Origin of the sequence: Sorangium sp. So ce887, assembly GCF_051521455.1 — a bacterium.
Taxonomy (GTDB): domain Bacteria; phylum Myxococcota_A; class Polyangia; order Polyangiales; family Polyangiaceae; genus Sorangium.
Window position 1 is genome coordinate 12,030,220 of the sequence record NZ_CP150354.1, and the last position, 19,953, is coordinate 12,050,172.

Below are 19,953 nucleotides of genomic sequence, written 5' to 3' on the forward strand. Positions count from 1 at the left end.
GCTCGTGACGAGCTCGGGGGACGCGTTCGAGGCGCTACTACCTTCGTTGGAGGCGGGTCCACGGGCAACATGTCGAACGTCGCCTGGAAGCTCGGCCTCGCCAGAATCGAGGGATAGGCGCTACTTCGAAGAAGCGGGCGATTCCCCCGCAGCCCGCGGGCTTCCTTCGACGAACTCGAGCGCCTCCGCGACGATCTCCCGAGGTTTGGCGGCAGCCAGTGCCCGATGCGGCCGAGGCTCAGGTAGCGTGCGGGCAGGCCGGCCGCGTCGAGGGTGTGCGCCGCGCGCTGCATGACCGGCCGAGCCTGGTCGTGCTCGCCGGCGGCGAGGACCACGCGCTCCACGCCGGCGGCCCTGAGCCGCGCCGGATCAGGGGTCATGCTCGCGCCCATCAGGACCAGCGCGCGAAACCGGCCCGGCCGGAATCGCGCCATGGAGCTTCCCCATTGCGGCGCACGCGCCGCGGTACGGGACCGGCGTCAGGGCGCGGCGCGTGCCGGGCTTGAACGCGGGCGTGGTCGAAGCGGGCGCGCCGCAGGCCCGGCGCGCTCGTCAACGCCGAGGGCTACCGGCTCACGGCAGAGGCGACCGCGGACGGGCGCGGGTGCGCGTTCCGGTGCACGGGGCCGAACTCGTCGCTGTGGGTGACCACGGGTGCTCCTGCACGGCGGCCATGGTGTGCCGGCTGGGGTGCAAGTAGGGCGGGACAGGGAGCCGCGCTCGTTCCCACCCGGGGGGTGCCCGGAGCGCGATCGCGCCTGGAGTGCGCCGGGCTTGACCGGAGGTGGTGGAGGACGTCCCTGGAAGTGCGCCGGGCTTGACCGGAGGTGGTGGAGGACGTCCCTGGAAGTGCGCCGGGCTTGACCGGAGGTGGTGGAGGACGTCCTTGGAAGTGCGCCGGGCTTGACCGGAGGTGGTGGAGGACGTCCTTGGAAGTGCGCCGGGCTTGACCGGAGGTGGTGGAGGACGTCCTTGGAAGTGCGCCGGGCTTGACCGGAGGTGGTGGAGGACGTCGCGGGAAGCGGTCAGCGCTTCGTCGAGGAGGGGCGCCGGTCGCGCGGCCGGGCGGGCACGCTCGACGGCAGGTCGCTCAACCCATAGTCTTTCCGTATGTCCGATAGAGCTCTCGGGGAGTTGCTGGAGCCTCACAACGAGATGTTGAAGGACATGGCACAGAGCCTCGCTGCGGGGGATCGCGCCAAGCTCATCGGTACCAGCGCGGGCCTGGTCGCCGCGCTCGCCACGGGCAACCCTCAGGTCGCACTGCTCGCGTCGTTCGCGGAGAAGGCCGTCGCCCGCGCGTTCGGCAATGCCGCCGACGACATGTTCCGCCGCGAGCTCGCCGCCATGGAGAAAGAAGAGGACCGGCAGGCGTTCATCGCCCAGATCGGCGATGCCGTCGAGGCGCTGATCGGCCAGGCGCTCATCCAGATCGTACGCAGTCAGCACCGGGTCAAGGAGGAGGTGCTCGAAGCGCTCGGGGGCGTGCGCGAGGATCTAGCCGCGTTCCGGGAGCGATTCGGCGCGGAGCTCGGGGGCGCTGCGGCCCGCGTTGACCTGCAGGTGGTCACCGCCGGCGCCATCGGGGTGCGCGTGCGGGCCACGACGCGAAAACGCGTCTTCATCGCTCGCCAGGAGGTCTCCGGAGCCGGGAGCGTCGGCATTGACCTCGAGTGACGCCGGCTCGCGCCGCCCGTCGGTCACCGTCGGCACGCAGCTCGTCGGCGACGGCGGCACGGGGGTGCGGGTGAATGTCGTCGCGGAGCCGGATGCGCCGCGAAGCACGCTGCCGAACTACAAGGCAGCCGCTGGTTTTGTGGGGCGAGCCGCCGAGCTCGCGGCGATCGACGACGCCCTTTCCGAGCGCGAAACGCCGCAAGTGCTCGTGCTTCACGGCCCGCCCGGCGTGGGCAAGACCTGGCTCGCCGTCGAGTACGCGAGCCGCTGCCATGCGAGCTACCCCGGCGGCACCTTCTTCGTCCGATGCGATCAGGCCCCTCCGCCGGATCTCGCGCGCCTGCTGGGAATCCTCGGCCTGCACCGCTTTGCGGACGAGCCGATCGAGGACCAGTGCCGGCGCGTGCTCGCGCATCTCGGGGCCAGGCCGACGTTGCTCGTCTACGACAACGTACCCGACGAGCGAGCCCTCGCGGATTGGCTTCCGCCGGGGGCCCTCGCGTGCCACGTCCTCGCCACCTCGACGCTCGCCTACTGGCCCCGGCCCTGGAACACCTTGCCGGTCGGCCTGCTCGCCGACGGCGACGCGCGTCTCCTCGTCGGAGCGCTCGTGACGGATCCGCGCGCAGCGCAGCGCTATGCGGACGCGATCATCGCCAAGGGGCGTGGGGTTACCGTGGAGCTGTGCGCCGCGGCCAGGAGCGTCGACTACGAGACGCGCCACGGCCGGGCCGGGGCCGTCCGCGCCGGGCTCGCCAGCGGCACCGAGTCGAGCTTCGGCGCTGCGTTCCGGATCCTCTCGGGCGATGCCCGGCTGGTGCTCCGCGTCGCCTGTCTTTTCGAGATCGGGCGTATCCCGGCCGATGCGCTCCGCGCGCTCTTCGCTGGAGAGGGCTGGACAGATGAGCGGTTCGACCTTGCCCTGGACGCGGTGCACGACCGGACCCTGATCGTCGCCACAGCCGATGTGCTCGATGTGCACCAGTGCGTCGCGCAATTCGTCCGCGGGCAGCGTGCGCCGGAGATCCCGTTGTCCCTTCTGAAGCATCACTTCGAGGCTTTCACCGAGGCAGCGAGGCGGTTCGACGAGCAGCCCGGGCAGCCGCAGCGGAGCGCGCGGCTCCTCGCCTATCCGGCGGACCTGCCCTTCTGGACCGGGCTGCTGGCGGAGAGCTCGTTGCTGGAGTCGCTCGCTGACATGGCCGGTCGTGCACTCTGTACGGGTGGGCGGTTCGACGAGGCCCTGCCGTGGTGCGAGCGAGCTGTCGAAGCGAAGAAGAAGGGCGATGTCCACGGTCGCGTCGACCACGCAAGCCTGGGCAAAAGCCTTCACCTAGTGGGCGACTGTCATTCGAGCGCTGGCCGGTTCAACCAGGCGCTGCCGTGGTACGAGCGAGCCATCGAAGCTGCGGAGAAGGGCGATGTCCACGGTCGCGTCGACCACGTAAACCTGGGCAGCAGCCTTCACCAGGTGGGCGGCTGTCACTCGAGCGCGGGGCGGTTCGACCAGGCGCTGCTGTGGTACGAGCGAGCCGTCGAAGCTGCGGAGAAGGGCGATGTCCACGGCCGCGTCGACCACGCAAGCCTGGGCAGCAGCCTTCACCAGGTGGGCTACTGTTACTCGAGCGCGGGGCGGTTCGACCAGGCGCTGCCGTGGTACGAGCGAGCCATCGAAGCGAAGAAGAAGGGCGATGTCCACGGCCGTGTCGATCACGAAAGCCTGGGCAAAAGCCTTCACCAGGTGGGCGACTGTTACTCGAGCGCGGGGCGATTCGACCAGGCGCTGCTGTGGTACGAGCGAGCCGTCGAAGCTGCGGAGAAGGGCGATGTCCACGGCCGCGTCGACCATGAAAGCTTAGGCAAGAGCCTTCACCGGGTGGGCTCCTGTCACTCGAGTGCTGCGCGGTTCGACCAGGCGCTGCCGTGGTACGAGCGAGCCGTCGAAGAGAAGAAGAAGGGCGATGTCCACGGCCGCGTCGACCACGGAAACCTGGGCAGAAGCCTTCACCGGGTGGGCGACTGTCACTCGGGCGCGGGGAGATTCGACCAGGCGTTGCCGTGGTACGAGCGAGCCGCCGAAGCGAAGAAGAAGGGCGATGTTCACGGCCGCGTCGACCATGAAATCTTAGGCAAAAGCCTTCACCGGGTGGGCGACTGTCACTCGATTGCTGGGCGGCTCGACCAGGCGCTACCGTGGTACGAGCGAGCTGTCGAAGAGAAGAAGAAGGGCGATGTCCACGGCCGCGTCGACCACGGAAGCTTGGGCAAAAGCCTTCGCCAGGTAGGCCACTGTCACTCGAGCGCGGGTCGGTTCGACTAGTCTCGACTTGGGCACTTTTTGTGCCTCGCGGACGCCCTTGTTTCGTAGGGGTTCCCGTGCATTCGCAGGGTTTCGTGGGTCCACGGCGTCTCCGGGGACCGTGTGAAAGTGCGCGACGCCTTCAGATCCAGGCCCTTCCGCGCAGCCCGGCCGACAAAAAGTGCCCAAGTCGAGACTAGTTCCACCCTCCAGGAGTCCGGCCAGGGATCCGGAGAGAGATTTCAACGCAAAGTCGCAAAGTCGCAAAGTCGCAAAAAGAATAATTATCGTTCATTTTTGCGTCTTTGCGCTCTTGGCGTCTTTGCGTTGAAATCTCTCTCCGCTCGCGAGGCAGATCCCTGGCAGGATTTCTGACCCGCGGTACTAGGCCCTGCCGTGGTACGAGCGAGCCGTCGAGGCCGCGGAAGAGCGGTAATCTTCACCGCCGCACCGATCAAAGTACTCGCTCGGCCTTGCGCGCGACCCTGCGGTCTTTGGAAGGCTCTTGCCGGGGCGAGGGTTGCGCGCGCCGTGATCCTGCCTCCGACCGCAGCTGCCCGGAGCACACCTGCGCTGTTGTGGCAGCCATGATGTGCCGGCTGGGGTGCACGTAGGAGCGCACGGTGCGCTGCGGGCCTACCTTTCCGCCTGCATGATCAGATCAGAGGCAGCTGTTCGCCGCGCCCGGGGTCGCCGGCGCGGGCGCGACGAACGCACCCGTGCCGTCGGGGCAGCGGCTCGCCGTATCGACGTGGCCTGTCCAGGTGTGCTCGTCGACGGCGACGCCGTCAGGCATGTAGAGGATGGCCGAGTCCGCCGAGCCCAGCCCGAAGGTGAGCATGAGCGGCTCGCCGCTGTTCTCTCCGCGGATCAGCAGGTATCCCCCCGCGGGGACCGTCGTGCCCGCGGGAAGGACGATCTCGTGGGAAGGATCGCTGTCCGTGATCCTCCAGCCGCCGACGTCGACCGCCGAGGTGCCGTGGTTGTACAGCTCGACGAAATCCTCGCCGGCCGAGCGCACCTCGTTGATGACGACGGTAGCTTGGCCCGGGTCGCCCGGATCGCCCGGATCCTCCGGATCGCCCGGATCACCGTCTCCCCCGTGGACGCCCAGTACCGACGCGTCGAGCCGGAGGAAGAAGTTGAGCGCCTCACCGCCGTCGTTGTCGTTCGTGACCCACAGGCCGCCGGCGCCGAGCGCGAGCCCTTCGATCTTCTCTTGATCGAAGCGGAACGGATGCTCGAGCAGATCATAAGAGAGCACCTTGTCCACCGGATCAGCGATGTCGTTCGGCGTGCCGCTCGAGAGCGCGAAGGTGTGGATCGTCTTGTTCCCCGCCTCGCCCGCCCAGCCCTGGTCGCGCTCGACCACCGCGAACGTGTCGCCGTCCACGTGAATGAGCTCGCTCAGGAACGTGTTGCCGCGGGGCCCGCCGGGGTTCGGATCGAGCGGGTAGAAGTACCAGCTCCAGGCGCCGGTATCGACGTCGTACTCGCCGATGCGGGTGTTCTGGCCTTCCGTCATGAGCGCCCGCTGCATGGCCACATAGACCTTGAGGCCGCCGGACGCAGACGGCGTGCTGTCGACCGCTGCGATTCCCTCGAAGCCGTTGGCGCGCACCGTCGACCAATCGATCGCGTTCGCCTCGCCGCCGCACGGGAGATCCACGATGCCTCCGTCGCCGTAACCAGGATCGAGGCGACCGCGCTCGTCGAAGAACAGGATACGGTTGCTGAGCACCGAGCCGACGCAGGCGGCGCTGCCGCCGTTGCCGGCGCCGCCCTCGCTGGCGAGGATGTAGCCCCCCTCGGGGTTCACCGCGATGCCCTCGGGATCGTAGCCCACGAGCGCTGCGCCGGCGCTGTCCTTCAGGATCAGCTCCCGGACGAGCTGCATGCGCCGCTCGCCGTGGTCGGGCCAGAACGACCAGATGCGCTGGCGCGCGAAGGCGTTGTCGGGCGTCGCGAGCAGGAAGCCGGTGGCCGGCTCGTACGCGAGGGCGCCGAGCGCGCTGAAGCCGGGGCCGCCCGAGCGCGCCTCGTAGACGTCGTGGCCATGGCCGACCTCGGAAAGATCCGCGACCGAGCGGTACAGCCAGATGCCGCCGCCCACCCCGTCGTCGCCTTCACCGCTCACGGCCACGAGGTTGCGCGATGGGATCGCGACCGCGCCCTCGGGCCGCATCGGGGCGCCGAGCAGCTGCTTGAGCACCGGCGCCGAGGGGGCGCTCATGTCGACGACGAGCAGCGTCGCGTTGCGCTCGCCCAGCAGGAAGGCGTAGTCCGTGCCCCCGAACACCCCGGTCGCGCAGCCCTCAATCTCGATCCCGCGGTTCGCGGAGCGCCCCTCCGGGTAGGCGCCGGCGCGCGCCGCGAGCTGCTCGACGGCGTCGCCGCTGTCGTACACGCGCGTGCCCTCGAGGTTGAACACCGAGAAGCCCCTTCCGCCCGACCACAGGCCCGCGGCGAGCGCCCCGTTCGGGGTGTCTCCCTCGTTGGCGCTCACGAAGTGCTTGCCGTCCGCGAGCAGACATACCGAGTCCGGCTCGAGCAGCCCGGTGAAGCTCGATTGGGCAAGATCGATCTCGCCGTTCGACGCGATATCGGCGCGGGCGTGGGTGGACGTGCCGGCCTCGATATAACGGGTGACCGTCGCAGAGGCGAGATCGATGACCGCGATGAGGTTGTTCTCCTGCAGCGACACGATCGCCGTCCTGCCGTCCGCGGTGATGTCGACGAACTCCGGCTGCGGATCGCCCGGGAAGTTCCCGCTCTCCGGCGTGAGCGCGATCGTGGCCACGGTCGACGCCGCGGGATCGTCGTAATCGATGGTGACGATCTGGACGCTGCCGGGGCGCGCCTGAGCGACGGCGTTGTCGTCCGCGTTCTCCTCGTCCTCGATGGCCACCACGACCCGGGCGCCGTCCGGCGTGATCTTCAAGCTGTCCGGGCCGACGCCGACCGCCACGGAGCCGGCGATCGTCCGGGTCGCGAGCTCGATGAAGACCAGCGCGCCGGGATCGGCGTTGTGGATCGGATCGGTCGTGTCCTTGACCGCCGCGATCGCGTATTGGCCGTCCGGCGTGATCGCCACGGCGGTGGCTTCACCGCTGTTGCCGCTCACGGTGGCGGCGATGTCGACGGCGCCGAGGAGCGCGGGGCGGCTCGGGTCGAAGATGTCCACGAACCCCACGGTCTGCGCGACGCTGCTCGTGTAAGCCAGCACGTTGCCGTCCGGAGAGGCCACCACGATCTCGGCGATCGGCCCATGAGGCGCCGTGTACTTGGACACGAGCTGGAAGCCAGCAACACCGCGCCCACCGTCCTCACCCTGGCAGACATAGGCGGTGTCGGAGACCTCGCCCTCATCGAGCATCCCGTTGTCGTTGGCGTCGAGCCCGCTGGTCACCTCCTGCCCGCCGCTCGCGCAGTTCGGTCCGCTCGGCTCGGGCGCGATGTCGATCAGCACCCGCAAGGCGCCTTTGCCGTCAGCGCCGATGTCGCCGCGATCGCCTTTGAGGCCGTCGGCTCCCGGCCCGCCGTCGAGCCCGTCGCACACGTACGTCGTGGCCTCGATCTCGGCCTCATCGATCCTGCCGTTTTCGTCGAGATCGCGCCCGGAGTCGACCCGGGTGCCGCCATTCTCGCAGTGATCGCCGGCCGGCTCGTCGCTGAAGCCCAGGATGGCGCCGCCCTTGTGGCCGTCGTCCGGTATCTCGTTCCCATCGTCGGAGCACCCCGACAGCGCCAGCGCCGCGGCGCCGAGGCTGATCCAGGTGAGACTGCGCAGCGTCACGTCACGTTCTCCTTGTTGAAGCCTCCCACAGTGCCCGAGGCGACCGCCGGAGACGCGACAGGAGCTTGAATATTCCATTGCAGACCCGTGTACTTCGGTGTGCCCGACGGAGGCGCCGTGCCTCTCTCGCCGGCGTCGTGCCCGCGCCTTCCGGCGACCGGCCCGGAAGCACACTGCCCTCCGGCCGCTCGGGCTCTCCCGCCGGCCCCACCGACCGCGCGACGTGCCGGCGCGGCGCTCCCGCCGGCCGCGCTACCCACGGTGTCCGTGTGGCAAACTGCCCCGCTCCCGCGACCCCGCGCGGCATGGCCTCCTGGCTGCGAGTGCTATATTTGCCGCCAACCATGCTCGACAAGCTCGACATCGCCCGCGCCCTCCGCGAGATGGCCATGCTCCTCCAGATCAAGGGAGAGAACCCCTACCGAGCGCGCGCCTACGAGACCGGCGCCGAGGCCCTCGAGGAGCTCACGGACGACCTCGGCGAGCTCATCAACGAAAAGCGACTCACCGAGCTCAAGGGCATCGGCGCCGCGCTCGCCGCCCAGATCGCCGAGCTCTACAAGACAGGGCGCTCCGTGCAGCTCGAGCAGCTCCGCGCCGAGCTGCCCCGCGGCGTCCTCGAGCTCTCCCAGGTGCCGGGCATGACCCTCAAGCGGATGAAGGCGCTCCACGACGCGCTCGGCATCGGCAGCGTGGAGGAGCTCAAGCAGGCCTGTCTCACCGGGAAGGTCCGCGCCGTGAAGGGCTTCGGGGCGAAGATCGAGTCGAGCTTCCTCGAGGGCATCCACCGCCACGAGACGCGCGACGAGCGCATCCTCCTCGTCGACGCCCTGGAGCTCGCCGAGCCGCTCCTCGCCCACGTGCGCGGGTGCGAGGCCGCCGAGCAGGCCGACGTCGCGGGCGCGATCCGGCGCTGGGAAGAGACGGTGGCCGAGGTCGAACTCGTGGCCGCGGCGGACGACGCCGCGCAGGTGGTCGACTGGTTCGCCCGGTTCCCGCGCATCGCCGAGGTCGAGGAGCGCGGCGAGGCGCGGTGCAAGGTGAGGTTCTCGGGCGGCCTCAGGGGCGAGCTCCTCTGCGTGCCGCCCCGGTACTACGCCGCCGCGCTCCACCACAGGACGGGCGCGCCCGCGTACCTCGAGGCGCTCGGGGCGCTCGCGCGCGAGCTGGGGCTCACCCTCGACGAGCGAGGGCTCCTCCGCGGCAAACAGCGCCTCTCGGCGAAGACGGAAGAGGAGATCTACCGGCACCTCGGCCTCCCGTACATCGCGCCCGAGCTCCGCGAGGGCGCGGAGGACATCCTCGCCGCCGTCGCGCGCGACAGCAGCGAGGACGAGCTCATCGTGGAGGGCGAACTCCAGGGCATGGTGCACTGCCACACGGTGTACTCCGACGGCAAGAACACGATAGAGGAGATGGCCGTGGAGGCCGAGGCGATGGGGATGAAATACCTCACCATCACCGATCACTCGCCCGCCGCCCACTACGCCGGCGGCGTCGGCCTCGACCGGCTGAAGCAGCAATGGGACGAGATCGCCCGCGTGCAGGAGCGCGTGCGCGTGAAGCTCCTCCGGGGCACCGAGTCCGATATCCTGGAGTCGGGGAAGCTCGATTATCCGGACGCGATCCTCGAGCAGCTCGACGTGATCATCGCGAGCATCCACTCGCGCATGAAGATGGACGCGGACCAGATGACGCGCCGGCTCGTGAGCGCGATGAAGCTGCCGGTCTTCAAGATCTGGGGGCACGCGCTCGGCCGGCTCATCCAGCGGCGCGAGCCGTTCGCGTGCCACGTCGAGGAGGTGCTCGACGCCGTGGCCGAGTCGAGGGCCGCCGTCGAGGTGAACGGGGACCCGTACCGCCTCGACATGGAGCCCCGGTGGATCAAGGAGGCGCGCAAGCGCGGTATCCGCTTCGTGATCTCGACCGACGCGCACTCGACGAGCGCGCTCCACAACCTGCGCTTCGGCGTGGGGACCGCACGGCGAGGCGGCCTCCGCCGGGGCGAGGTGCTGAACGCGCTCGGCCCGGCCGCGTTCAAGAAGGCCGTGCGGCCCGCCGCCTGACGCGCGCTGCGCCGCCGGCCTTTGGCCCGCCCGATCGCGACCCCCTCGCCGATGCCGCGGCTGGCCCCGTGACGCGCGGCGCCGCGACGCCGCGAGCGGTCGAGACATAAGAAACACTATTTACATTGTCGCGGCGTACACTCCCCCCGCGCGCCACAAGGGACAATCCATCCTAGCGGACCTCTGTCCGTTTTCCAGGGCTGCCCGCGTTGACCCGCGCGATGGCCGGCCGAGCGCCTCGACAGACGGTGCGCGTCGTGTGACCGTTGAGCTGCCATGACGACGCCGATGCCGACCCCCCCGCCCGCCGAGAACATCGTCTCTCTCATCGGCCGCACCCCGATGATCCAGGTCACTCAGCTCGACACCGGCCCGTGCGAGCTCTTCCTCAAGATGGAGAGCCAGAACCCCGGCGGCAGCATCAAGGATCGCATCGGCCTGTCGATGATCGAGGCGGCCGAGCGCGACGGCCAGCTCGGCGGCGAGCGGCGGCATGTGGTCGAGGCGACGGCGGGCAACACGGGCCTCGGCCTCGCGCTCGTCGCGGCGCGGAAGGGCTACCGGCTGACGCTCGTCATCCCCGACAAGATGAGCCAGGAGAAGATCTTTCACCTGAAGGCGCTCGGCGCGCACGTGGTGATGACGCGCTCCGACGTCGAGAAGGGCCACCCGAGCTACTACCAGGACCTCGCGGCCCGCATCGCGCGCGAAGAGGGCGCGTTCTACGTGAACCAGTTCGAGAACCCCGCGAACGCGCTCGCGCACGAGACCGGGACCGGCCCCGAGATCGACGCGCAGCTCGACCGCAGGATCGACGCGATGGTGTGCGGCGTCGGCTCCGGCGGCACCCTGACCGGGCTCTCGCGCTACTTCGCGGCGGCGCAGCCGCGCTGCGACATGGTGCTCGCCGACCCGGAGGGCTCGGTGCTGGCGGGCTACGTCAAGACGGGCAAGCTCGGCAAGGCAGGCTCGTGGCTCGTCGAGGGCATCGGCGAGGACTTCCTCCCCCCGATCCTGGACCTCTCCCGGGTCAAGCACGCGTACACGATCTCCGACCGCGAGAGCCTGGAGACGGCGCGGCTGCTCCTCTCCAGGACGGGCATCCTCGCCGGCTCGTCCTCCGGGACGCTCCTCGCGGCGGCGCTGCGCTACTGCCGCGAGCAGTCGTCGCCCAAGCGGGTCTGCACGCTCGTGTGCGACAGCGGCAACAAGTACCTGTCGAAGATGTACAACGATTTCTGGATGGCCGATCAGGGCTTCACCGATCGCGAGCCGACAGGGGACCTGCGCGACGTGATCACGCGCCGCCACGCCGACAGGGCGGTGGTCACGGTGCAGCGGGCGGACGCGCTCCTCGTCGCCTATGCGAGGATGAAGCTCTACGACGTGTCGCAGCTCCCCGTCCTGGAGGACGGCAAGATCGTCGGCCTTGTGGACGAGTCCGACCTCCTCCTCGCGGCCGTCGACGACGTGACGCGCTTCCGCCAGCCCGTGGAGACGGCGATGACGACGCGGCTCAAGACGGTCGACGTGCGGACGCCGATCCGGGATCTCCTCCCGATGTTCGACGCGGGGCTCGTGCCGATCGTGACCGACGGCGACGAGTTCGTCGGGCTCGTCACCCGCATCGATCTGCTCAACTACCTGCGACGCCGGGTGAAGCTGCACGAGGTCTGAGCCGGCCTGACGCGACGGCCCGGCCGTGCGTCTTGTGGCGGGAGCGGGCCTGTGGTGACATGTGCGCCATGCAGAAGGCGCATGGAACCGGCGTGGTCAGCTTCCTTCAAGCGGGGGCCAGGGGGGCCGCGGCGTACGCGCTGTGCCCGGCGGCGCTCGCCCTGTCGGCGTGCGCGCCCGCCGCGGGGTCGCCGCCCGCCGCGGCGCCGCCGTCCGCGGCGCAGGCGGAGGGGGCGGCGACCCCGTCCGCGGCGCAGGCGGCGCCCGCGCTCCTCGACATCGCCACGGCGCGGGTGGTCGACCTGACGCACCCGATCACGCCGGTGATGCCGCTGTATCCCGGCAACAAGCCCTATGCGTCGGAGACGCTCAGCAGCGTCGAGAAGGACGCGTATTACTCGAGCCGGTTCTCGATGGACGAGCACGCCGGCACGCACGTGGACGCGCCGGCGCACTTCAAGGCCGGGGCGCCGACCGTCGAGCAGATCGCGCCGGAGCAGCTCGTGGGGCCGGCGGCGGTCGTGGACGTGACGGCGAAGGTCGCGACCAGCCCCGACCATCAGGTCACCGTGGACGATCTCCGGGGCTGGGAGGCGCGGCACGGCGCGCTCGGCGCGAGGCACATCGTGCTGATCCGGACGGGGTGGGGGGCCCGCTGGTCCGATCCGGCGAAGTACCTGAACCAGGACGCGCAGGGCGTGATGCACTTTCCCGGGGTCTCCGTGGAGGCGAGCCGCTATCTGCGCGAGCGCGGCGTGCGCTGCGTCGGCATCGACACGCTGTCGACCGATCCGGGGCCGAGCCAGTCGTTCGACCAGCACAAGGCGTTCCTCGGCGCCGGCGGCTACCACATCGAGAACCTGGCCAACCTGGAGCAGCTCCCCGAGGCCGGGGCGGTCGTGGTGGTCGCGCCGCTCCCGCTCACGCGCGGCAGCGGCGCGCCCGCCCGGGTGCTGGCGCTTGTGCCGGCCTCCGGCGCCCCGGGGAAGTAGGCGCGAGGCCGAGCGCCGGCGGCGCCGGGCGCTCTAAGGGAGGAAGACGGTGATCACGCGCGTGCTCGACTCCGGGCTGCCGGTGAGGTTGTTGACGCAGCTCGGGTAGTACATGCCGCGCAGGTTGAGCTGCTGGCAGTAGCTGCCGCAGGTCCCGCGGACGCTGATCATCCCGCATGGCAAGGCGGCTCCGCTGCCGTCGAGGTGCCCGGCGGCGCACTCTCGGGCGAGCGACCGCGCGTGGTCACGGTTGGCCTCGTTGAAGCAGGCGTTCAGATACGGGGAGGGGGCGAAGAGGTTGCCCCAGAAGGCGCCTTCCATTCGCGTGTAGGTGGAGAGCTCGGGTGAATCGGTCTTGTCGATGGCCGAGTGGCTGCCCCGCGACGAGATCGTCACGGAGGCGCCGTACCAGTTCGTCCGCGACGCGAGGCACGCCGAGATCCACTGCTGGTCGGTCTGGCCGAGCGGCTTGTCGCTCCAGCTGGGCACGAGACCGATGAGCCCCCAGTAGACCTCGTTACGGACCGTGCCCGAGCCGTCGGTCCACGAGAAGCTGAACGACTGCGCGGGAGTGAACGCACAGCCGACCACATAGCTGAGGAGCTGGCGCGAGAGATCCCCCGCCTCCCCCGGGGCCTGGATCGCGCTCAGGGCGGCTGGGCTGAGGGCGCCGGGGTTGAGGGCGTTGGGATTGAGGGCATTGGGATTGAGGGCGTTGGGATTGAGGGCGTTGGGGTTGAGAGCGTTGGGGTTGAGGGCGTTGAGGTACTCAAGCGCATTAGGGGCAATTCCTACGAACCCCTCCTGCTCTTCCTGGTCCGTGACGCAGGACACAAGAAACACGAGCGCCAGCGCTGCGAAGTCAGCGGTGCTGATTCGGTACATGGTCATCCCCCCCTGTTCGTTCCTTCGCGGTCCCGTCGAAGGTCGAATTGGTTGTACCGAAGAATGACCATCGATGTCCAGTGTTCAATAGAGCATCCGTGTGGAATCAGTGAATCGTTGATTGCGAGTCTGCTCTGTCCAGAGCGTGGAGAGCGAGCGTGAAGCTGTGTGTCGCGTCGCGCGCCGCTGCTCGTCGCGCTTCGCCTCGAATCGAGCGAAGCGAGCGAAGCGCGATTGATGATCGAAATCTCACATCCCATGAAGGGGCAACAGGACGAGGGCGAGCTGGCTGTGTGTTGTTGCCACGCGCTGTGCGACGGCATGCGCGCGCACGGAGCGGAGGAGCGACGGCGTGGGGCACAACGCTTACGAGCGCGCGCCGAAGCGGTCTTCAATCTGCGTTATCGGGAAGGCACGTACGCGGGGGCGGGGTGGGCGGTCGTCGAGGGGATCGGGCTTTCGCCCCGGCTCAACCGGGTCCGACCTCGCCTCCGCCGCCGTGCGGGCCCTGCGCCGGCGGCGCGCCGGTCGGGTGAGGCTGCGGGCCCTGCGCCGGCGGCGCGCCGGTCGGAGGAGGAGGATAAGGATGCATGGGGCCCGCCTGGAAGAGCGGACGGAAGGTCGCCGCGGCGCGCCGCTGCTGCCGCCGGACGAGGGCGCGGAGGGTGTAGAACAGCGCCCCGCCGAGCGCCGCGAGGAGCAGCAAGGTGGGACCGGCCGCCGCCAGCAAGACCACGGTGCTCACGACGACAGCGCCCGCGTTCTCGACTCCCTCCCTGGCCGCGCGGGCGATCCTGCCGCCTGCGCCCACGGTCGGCTCCTCGCGGCGCGTCGTGATCGAGATCTTCACGGTCGCATAGGCGATCTGCCCCTCCAGCAACCGCTCCTGCGCCTCGATCTGCTCGATCGTCTCGCGCACGCTCCCGAGCTGCTTCTCGACGGCGACCACGTCCGCGAGGCTCCCGGTCCTGTCCGACAGGAGGTCGAGCAACCGCTTCTCCTGGGCGCGGGCGTTGCGCAGCCGCGCGCCGATGTCCGCGCGCTGCTCGGTCACGTCCTCGGCCTTCTCCGCGTCGGCGACCACCTCGCCGGCCGAGGCCACCACGGCGCGGAAGGCGCCGACCTTCGCCGAGGGGACCCGCGCCTCGAGCGACGCGCTGCGGTGCGGGCCTCCGTGCACCCTGGCCTCGCTCACGTAGCCGCCGTGCTCCTCGACCGCGGTCCGGAGCCGCTGCATCGCCGGGTCGAAGGCGTCGACAAGGATCGTGGTATCGACGGTGATCCGCATCGCCCGCTGGGCGAGCGGAGGCACCCCGGGCGCAGGCGCCTGCGCTTGCAGGTTGAGCGCCGCCGCCTGCACGGGCGCAGGCGCGGACTCCCTCGGCGCCGAGCTCGAACGATCCGATCTGGCGCACGCGCCGGTCAGGGTCACAGCCGAGAGCAACGCGACGGACAGGCTCGTTCGCAGGCGCATGCGGCCAGCGTAGCGGTCAAGGGCAAGCGCGGCGAATGACGCGCACGGAACCGCCTCCGGGACGCGCGCCGAGCGGCCGCGGGCCCACCCCGGGTGGGTCGCGGGCGCGAGGCGCGCGAGGGGGGCCCGGCGCGCTCATTGCGAGGCGGCCGCGGACCCATGTCGACCAGCAGAGCGGATGTCCGGGGATACGACGTGATCATCATCGGCGGAGGGCCAGCCGGCCTCAGCGCGGCGCTCATCCTGGGGCGGTGCCGGAGGCGGGTCCTCGTGTGCGACTCGGGGCGGTACCGCAACCACGCCGCGCACGCGATGCACGGCTTCCTGTCGCGCGACGGGATCGCACCGTCCGAGCTCAGACGGATAGGGCGCGAGCAGCTTCAGCCCTATGGCGTCGAGATCCGGGAGGCGGCCGTCGCCGACGTCCGCCGCGAGGCGGCGCGGTTCGAGGTCACGATGGAAGGAGGCGAGCGGCTGCTCTGCCGCAAGCTGCTGCTCGCCACGGGGCTCGTCGACCGGCTGCCGGACCTTCCGGGCCTGCCCGCCATGTACGGCAAGAGCGTGCACCACTGCCCCTACTGCGACGGCTGGGAGGCGCGCGAGCAGGCGATAGGCGTCTACGGACAGGGATGTACGGGAGTCTCGCTGGCCCTCAACATGAAGACGTGGAGCGATGACGTGATCCTGTTCACGGACGGTCCAGCGTCGCTGTCCAGGTCCGACGCGGCCCGGCTCGCGCGGCACGGGATCGGCGTGCGCGAGGAGCGGATCGCGCGGCTCGAGGGCAGGGACGGCATGCTCGAGCGCGTGGTGCTCGAGGACGGCAGCTCCGTGGAGCGCCGCTCGCTCTTCCTGAAGACGAAGCAGGAGCAGGGGGCGGATCTGGCCAGGAAGCTCCGCTGCAAGATCACCGAGGAACACGGCGTGGAGACGGCGGACAAGCACGAGGAGACGACCTGCGAAGGGGTCTTCGTGGCCGGAGATGCGTCGAAGGACGTGCTGCTCGCCATCATGGCCGCCGCCGAGGGCGCCGACGCGGCGTTCGGGGTCAATTGCGCCCTGCAGGAGGAGGATCTCGCGTAGCGAAGCCTGCAGTCGCAGCGCGTGTGGCATTTTGCCTCGGGGTGTGATCCGTGGGGCGCCACGCGAGCGGCCGCCGGCACGCCGGCGATCTCTGGGCGATCAGCTCCCCCGACCTGCAGCCCTCAATCGCCCCGGCCGCCCGGCCCGCGGCCGCGACCGGGGTGCCCCGGCCCGTGCGGCGGCGGGCCCGGACGCCGCCGCCGCTCTGCCTCGAACTCCTCGTAGCGGGTGAGCTGGTCGGGCGTGAGCACGCCTTTCACGCGGGCATCGGTGCTGTCGCGGAGGGCGTCGAGCGCGGGGCGGCACTCGGAGAGGAGCCGGTCCCGCTCGGTCTCGGCCTCGGCCAGGGTGGACCGGAGCTCGCGCACCTGGCGGTCCGTGAGGTCGAGGTGGCGGCGCATCGCCCGGAGGCGAAACTGGGCGCGCGCCTCGGCCGGAGGACCCCGGAAGGTGGCCTCGAGGTCGCGCAGGGCCATGCCGCGGCCGAGCGCCATGCCGGCGACGCCGCCGAAGAGGAACACGGCGGCCAGCACGGCCAGGGGCTTCCAGCGCGCAGGGGAGGGCGGGGGCGCGGGGGGCAGGGGCGGGGGCACGGTCATTCGATCGCCTCGAGGGTCTCCACGGAGGCCAGGATCGCGGTGTCGACGTCGCGCTGCGTCCGCAGGAAGAAGAGCACGCTCGCGGCCGCCGCGAGGGCGGTGACCACGATGGCGGCGCGACCGGAGCGGACGATGCCGTCGGCCATCGCGGGGCGCGCGGGCGGGGGAGCGGCCGTCGCGGCGCGGAGGACGGCCTCGGTGAAGGCCGCGTCCGGCGCGAGGTCGTCGGTCGCGCGGGCGACGCGGGCCAGCGGGTCGTCGGCCGCCGCGGCGGCGCGCAGAACGGCCTCCGTGAAGCGGTCGTCGGCGTCGAGGCGGGCGGTCGCGGCCGCGAGGCGCGCGAGGTCCCGATCGAGCTCGGTCCGTTCGTCGTCGCGGTCAGGCATGCGGCGCCTCCTCCTCGGTCTGTCGCGCGCGGAGCGCCGCGCGGGCGCGCACCAAACGTTGCTCGACGGCGCCCTCGGAGCAACCGAGCGCGGCCGCTGCCTCCTTCGCGGGCAGCCCCTCGACGGCGACGAGGACGAGCGCGGCGCGGTCCTGGGGCGGCAGCGCGGCGAGCAGGGCGTCGAGCTCGCGCAGCGCGACGCGCGCCTCGGCGGACACGAGGCCGTCGAAGCGCGGCTCGGTCGGCGCCTCGCGCGGGGTGTCGCGGCGGCGCCGGAGGGCGTCGAGGCAGGCGTTCGTCACGATGCGGTACAGCCAGGTCTCCACCTTCGATCTCCCGTCGTAGCGCCCTTCGCGCAGGGCGCGGTAGGCGTCGACGAACGCCTCCTGCAGGGCGTCCTCGGCCTCGGCGAGATCGCCCACGAGGCGCGCGGCGAGGCGGTACATCGGCGCGCGCGTGTGCTCGACGATCTGCCGGAAGGCCGCGTCATCGCCCCCGGCGACGCGCGCTGCGACGAGCCTGAGGTCGACGATCACGTTCCCCCGCGATTCTGCGCCCATGGCTCCGCGCGCGCCACCGGGACCGGCGCTCAGCGGCGCTCGGGGCCGCGCTCGCCGCCGCGGTCACCGCGGAAAGGGCCGCGCTCGTCGCGGAAGTGGCCGCGCTCGCCGCGCTCGGGCCTGCCCGCGGCCGGGCCCTTCTCGAGGCGGTCGGCGAGCTCGTTGCGCTGCGCCTCGTCGAGGAGCGGGACGATCGCGGCCAGCGCGTCGATCCTGCGGTCGAGGTGCGCCCGCGGGCCCATCTTCGCGTCCGCGGCCGGCAGGAACGCGCTCGCGTCGAAGCGATCGGCGGCGAACGTCTCGAGCCGCGCGCGCATCTCGGCGCGCTTCGCCGCGTGATCCTCGACCCGCGCGCTCCGGTCGGCGTCGCTCGGGCGCATGCCCTCGAGGGCCTCGTCGATCTGCGCGCGCTGCTCGTCGCGCAGGTCGAGGCCGCGGAGGAGGTGGCCCAGCGGACCGCCCATCATGCCGGGACCGCCCATCATGCCGGGGCCGCCCATCATGCCGGGGCCGCCCATCATGCCGCGTTCGCCGTCCGGGCCGCCGTGGTGCTGGCCATCCCGCCCGCCGCGCCGGCCGCGCTCGCCCTTCTCTCCGCGCTCGTCCATCCTCGCGGCGATCGCGTCGACGAGCTGTCGGCGCTGCTCCTTCGTGAGCGTGGCGTGCAGGGTGCTGAGCGCCCCGGCGACGCGCGCGCGGCGCTCCTCGGCCGCGCGGCCGGCGTCGGGCAGCTTCGCCTCGATCGCCGCCCGATCGATCTTGCCCGCGCGCACGCCCTCGGCGAGCGCCGCGAAGGCGGCCCCGTCCTTCGGGCGCGCCTTCGCGCCGTCGTGCAGGCCCTCGAAGGCGCCCTTGATCGTCGTCTTCTGCGCGTCCGAGAGATCGAGCTCGTGGAGCGCTGCGCGCAGGAGGTGCTCCGGGCCGCCGCGGTGGCCGCCGAAGCCCTTCCGGTGGCCGCCGTCCTCCCCGTGGCGGTCGCCCTTCGACGGCCCCTGGGCGAGCGCCGCCTCGGCGGCCTCCTCGCTCGGGGACGTGTCGCTCTGGCCCGTCTCCGCGGTGCAACCGGCCGCACCGACGAGCGCGCCGACGAGCGGCAAGATCCCACCAAGCCTCCACCAACGAGACTGCATCATGGACTCTTCTCCTGGGTCGCCCGCGTCGTGCCGAGCGGGTCGTTCATCCCTGGGACGCCGCCGGGCAGGGGCTCCCTACGAAGGTCCGCTTCTTTTTCCTGGAGGCGGGCCCGGCAGCCGGCGACGCGCCCGTCGCCGCGGGGCCGCGCGGCCCGGCCTCACCGCACGCTGGTGATCAGGTAGGTGCGCATCCCCTGCGGCGTGGAGACCTCGGCCTCGTCGCCCTCGGACAGGCCCAGCAGGGACGCGCCGAGCGGGCTCGTCGTGGCGAGGGTCTGCACCTCGACCCCCTCGAACTGCATGCGCTCGCCGCCGGCGGCCGGCAGCAGGAAGTAAAGAGAGCGCCGTTTCCCGCTCTCCAGCTCCACGAGCGCCGAGCTCTCGATGCCGGCGCCCGGGCCGAAATCGCGCGCCGCGAGGGCGCCGAGCTTCGCGAGCGCCTGCTCGAGCTGGAGCACGCGCTCGCTGTGGCCCCGCGCGACGTACGACGCCTCGGTGGCGCGCATGTCCTTGTCGCCCTCGGCGCGGTTCTCCTCGTGCGTCACGGCGCTGGCGGCGTCGCGCGCCCGCCCGGTCGAGCGCTCGAGCTCGCGAGCGAGCTGGTCCTTGATGGCCGCGAGCAGCGCGCGCTTGTCGATGGCCGGGAGCATGGAACACCCTACCAGACCGGGTCGCGGCGGTCACTCCGCCGTCAGCCAGGAGCGCTGCTCTCGACGGCAAGGGGCTGGCGCGCTCCCGAGCGCCCGTCGCCCCTGGACGGCCGGTGTTCCCTTCCCGCCTGGGCGGCCCGCCGGCCGCGCCCCCACGCACCGCGCGCCCCCACCCGGAGATCCCGCGGTCCGCGGCGCGCTCTCGTGCGCATCGCATGGTGGGCCATCGTGCACGGGCACAAGGCCCGAGGCCAGCCGAGCGCCATCGAGGTGCCTCTTTCGAATCTGCAATGCGTGCCTTTCTTGCGGAGCAGAGTTGAAATCACGCGCTTCTTGCAGACATGCAATCCATGAGCGCAGGCCTGCAGATGCTCTTATCTTTCGCGTGAATTGAGTGTTTCAGAACAGTGAACTGTGAACATGCCCGCCGGGATGCCCGCCGTGATGATCGACGATAAGCTCATGAATCGCTTTACCGGGGTGGGGCGATGGTGTAGATTCCTAATCTGCCCATGCCGCTGCTCCGCGCTGGAACGTATCGGCACGAGGGCGCGAGGCCGCGGCGCGGTTTCATCGCGAGACGTCGCTCCGGCGCGCGACCCGAGCGCGCGTACAGGACATGACGCGAGGGCTCACCGGGGGCGCTCGCCAGGTCAGCGTTCAGTCCCCTTACGAGC

14 protein-coding genes are annotated in these 19,953 nt (G+C 71.0%); 6 read left to right on the forward strand and 8 right to left on the reverse strand.

What is annotated here, in order from left to right; genetic code table 11:
* Window positions 1-1,155 precede the first annotated feature (1,155 nt).
* Together WMF36_RS45030 and WMF36_RS45035 are read left to right on the forward strand one after the other, a co-directional pair.
* Window positions 1,156-1,677 (forward strand): hypothetical protein, encoded by a 522-nt coding sequence (locus tag WMF36_RS45030; RefSeq protein WP_437577026.1) that lies wholly within the window; start codon window positions 1,156-1,158, stop codon window positions 1,675-1,677.
* A complete protein-coding gene (locus WMF36_RS45035; RefSeq protein WP_437577027.1) occupies window positions 1,664-3,997 on the forward strand; it encodes a tetratricopeptide repeat protein in 2,334 nt (777 codons plus the stop codon). The genes WMF36_RS45030 and WMF36_RS45035 overlap by 14 nt, the downstream gene beginning before the upstream one ends.
* Window positions 3,998-4,637: 640 nt before the next feature.
* Here the strand turns inward: WMF36_RS45035 and WMF36_RS45040 are convergent.
* Complete coding sequence (locus tag WMF36_RS45040) at window positions 4,638-7,772, reverse strand: esterase-like activity of phytase family protein (RefSeq protein ID WP_437577028.1); 3,135 nt, start codon at window positions 7,770-7,772, stop codon at window positions 4,638-4,640.
* A 344-nt stretch (window positions 7,773-8,116) separates the two neighbouring features.
* Here WMF36_RS45040 and WMF36_RS45045 point away from each other — a divergent pair, with 344 nt between their 5' ends.
* The 3 genes from WMF36_RS45045 to WMF36_RS45055 all read left to right on the forward strand — a co-directional run bounded on the left by WMF36_RS45045 (window position 8,117) and on the right by WMF36_RS45055 (window position 12,507).
* Entirely contained in the window at window positions 8,117-9,838 is a 1,722-nt protein-coding gene (locus WMF36_RS45045; RefSeq protein ID WP_437577029.1) for a helix-hairpin-helix domain-containing protein, read from the forward strand.
* Between the two features lie 276 nt (window positions 9,839-10,114).
* Complete coding sequence (locus tag WMF36_RS45050) at window positions 10,115-11,515, forward strand: pyridoxal-phosphate dependent enzyme (RefSeq protein ID WP_437577030.1); 1,401 nt, start codon at window positions 10,115-10,117, stop codon at window positions 11,513-11,515.
* Window positions 11,516-11,583: 68 nt separating this feature from the next.
* Complete coding sequence (locus tag WMF36_RS45055) at window positions 11,584-12,507, forward strand: cyclase family protein (RefSeq protein ID WP_437577031.1); 924 nt, start codon at window positions 11,584-11,586, stop codon at window positions 12,505-12,507.
* A 33-nt stretch (window positions 12,508-12,540) separates the two neighbouring features.
* Here the strand turns inward: WMF36_RS45055 and WMF36_RS45060 are convergent, their stop codons facing one another.
* Window positions 12,541-13,398 (reverse strand): hypothetical protein, encoded by an 858-nt coding sequence (locus tag WMF36_RS45060; RefSeq protein ID WP_437577032.1) that lies wholly within the window; start codon window positions 13,396-13,398, stop codon window positions 12,541-12,543.
* A gap of 463 nt (window positions 13,399-13,861) precedes the next feature.
* Entirely contained in the window at window positions 13,862-14,866 is a 1,005-nt protein-coding gene (locus WMF36_RS45065) for a DUF4349 domain-containing protein (RefSeq protein WP_437577033.1), read from the reverse strand.
* 195 nt (window positions 14,867-15,061) lie between these two features.
* Here WMF36_RS45065 and WMF36_RS45070 point away from each other — a divergent pair, with 195 nt between their 5' ends.
* Window positions 15,062-15,949: an NAD(P)/FAD-dependent oxidoreductase gene (locus tag WMF36_RS45070; protein ID WP_437577034.1), complete on the forward strand. Its 888-nt coding sequence runs from the start codon at window positions 15,062-15,064 to the stop codon at window positions 15,947-15,949.
* Between the two features lie 122 nt (window positions 15,950-16,071).
* On the opposite strand, the gene WMF36_RS45075 is transcribed toward WMF36_RS45070, so the two are convergent.
* From WMF36_RS45075 to WMF36_RS45095, 5 genes are all read right to left on the reverse strand, one after another.
* Window positions 16,072-16,548: a hypothetical protein gene (locus WMF36_RS45075; protein ID WP_437577035.1), complete on the reverse strand. Its 477-nt coding sequence runs from the start codon at window positions 16,546-16,548 to the stop codon at window positions 16,072-16,074.
* Entirely contained in the window at window positions 16,545-16,934 is a 390-nt protein-coding gene (locus tag WMF36_RS45080; protein WP_437577036.1) for a hypothetical protein, read from the reverse strand. Before WMF36_RS45080 ends, WMF36_RS45075 begins: the two co-directional genes overlap by 4 nt.
* Window positions 16,927-17,493: an RNA polymerase sigma factor gene (locus WMF36_RS45085; RefSeq protein ID WP_437577037.1), complete on the reverse strand. Its 567-nt coding sequence runs from the start codon at window positions 17,491-17,493 to the stop codon at window positions 16,927-16,929. Before WMF36_RS45085 ends, WMF36_RS45080 begins: the two co-directional genes overlap by 8 nt.
* A gap of 29 nt (window positions 17,494-17,522) precedes the next feature.
* On the reverse strand, window positions 17,523-18,626 hold the full coding sequence (locus WMF36_RS45090) for a Spy/CpxP family protein refolding chaperone (protein ID WP_437577038.1): 1,104 nt from the start codon (window positions 18,624-18,626) through the stop codon (window positions 17,523-17,525).
* A gap of 158 nt (window positions 18,627-18,784) precedes the next feature.
* A complete protein-coding gene (locus tag WMF36_RS45095) occupies window positions 18,785-19,276 on the reverse strand; it encodes a GreA/GreB family elongation factor (protein ID WP_437577039.1) in 492 nt (163 codons plus the stop codon).
* Window positions 19,277-19,953: the final 677 nt, after the last annotated feature.

What these genes read in the sequence shown, in the direction of transcription:
- WMF36_RS45095 (WP_437577039.1), bottom strand. Translation starts at nt 19,276, where the DNA reads ATGCTCCCGGCCATCGACAAGCGCGCGCTGCTCGCGGCCATCAAGGAC.
- WMF36_RS45090 (WP_437577038.1), bottom strand. Translation starts at nt 18,626, where the DNA reads ATGATGCAGTCTCGTTGGTGGAGGCTTGGTGGGATCTTGCCGCTCGTC.
- WMF36_RS45055 (WP_437577031.1), top strand. Translation starts at nt 11,584, where the DNA reads ATGCAGAAGGCGCATGGAACCGGCGTGGTCAGCTTCCTTCAAGCGGGG.
- WMF36_RS45085 (WP_437577037.1), bottom strand. Translation starts at nt 17,493, where the DNA reads ATGGGCGCAGAATCGCGGGGGAACGTGATCGTCGACCTCAGGCTCGTC.
- WMF36_RS45045 (WP_437577029.1), top strand. Translation starts at nt 8,117, where the DNA reads ATGCTCGACAAGCTCGACATCGCCCGCGCCCTCCGCGAGATGGCCATG.
- WMF36_RS45075 (WP_437577035.1), bottom strand. Translation starts at nt 16,548, where the DNA reads ATGACCGTGCCCCCGCCCCTGCCCCCCGCGCCCCCGCCCTCCCCTGCG.
- WMF36_RS45060 (WP_437577032.1), bottom strand. Translation starts at nt 13,398, where the DNA reads ATGACCATGTACCGAATCAGCACCGCTGACTTCGCAGCGCTGGCGCTC.
- WMF36_RS45080 (WP_437577036.1), bottom strand. Translation starts at nt 16,934, where the DNA reads ATGCCTGACCGCGACGACGAACGGACCGAGCTCGATCGGGACCTCGCG.
- WMF36_RS45065 (WP_437577033.1), bottom strand. Translation starts at nt 14,866, where the DNA reads ATGCGCCTGCGAACGAGCCTGTCCGTCGCGTTGCTCTCGGCTGTGACC.
- WMF36_RS45050 (WP_437577030.1), top strand. Translation starts at nt 10,115, where the DNA reads ATGACGACGCCGATGCCGACCCCCCCGCCCGCCGAGAACATCGTCTCT.
- WMF36_RS45030 (WP_437577026.1), top strand. Translation starts at nt 1,156, where the DNA reads ATGTTGAAGGACATGGCACAGAGCCTCGCTGCGGGGGATCGCGCCAAG.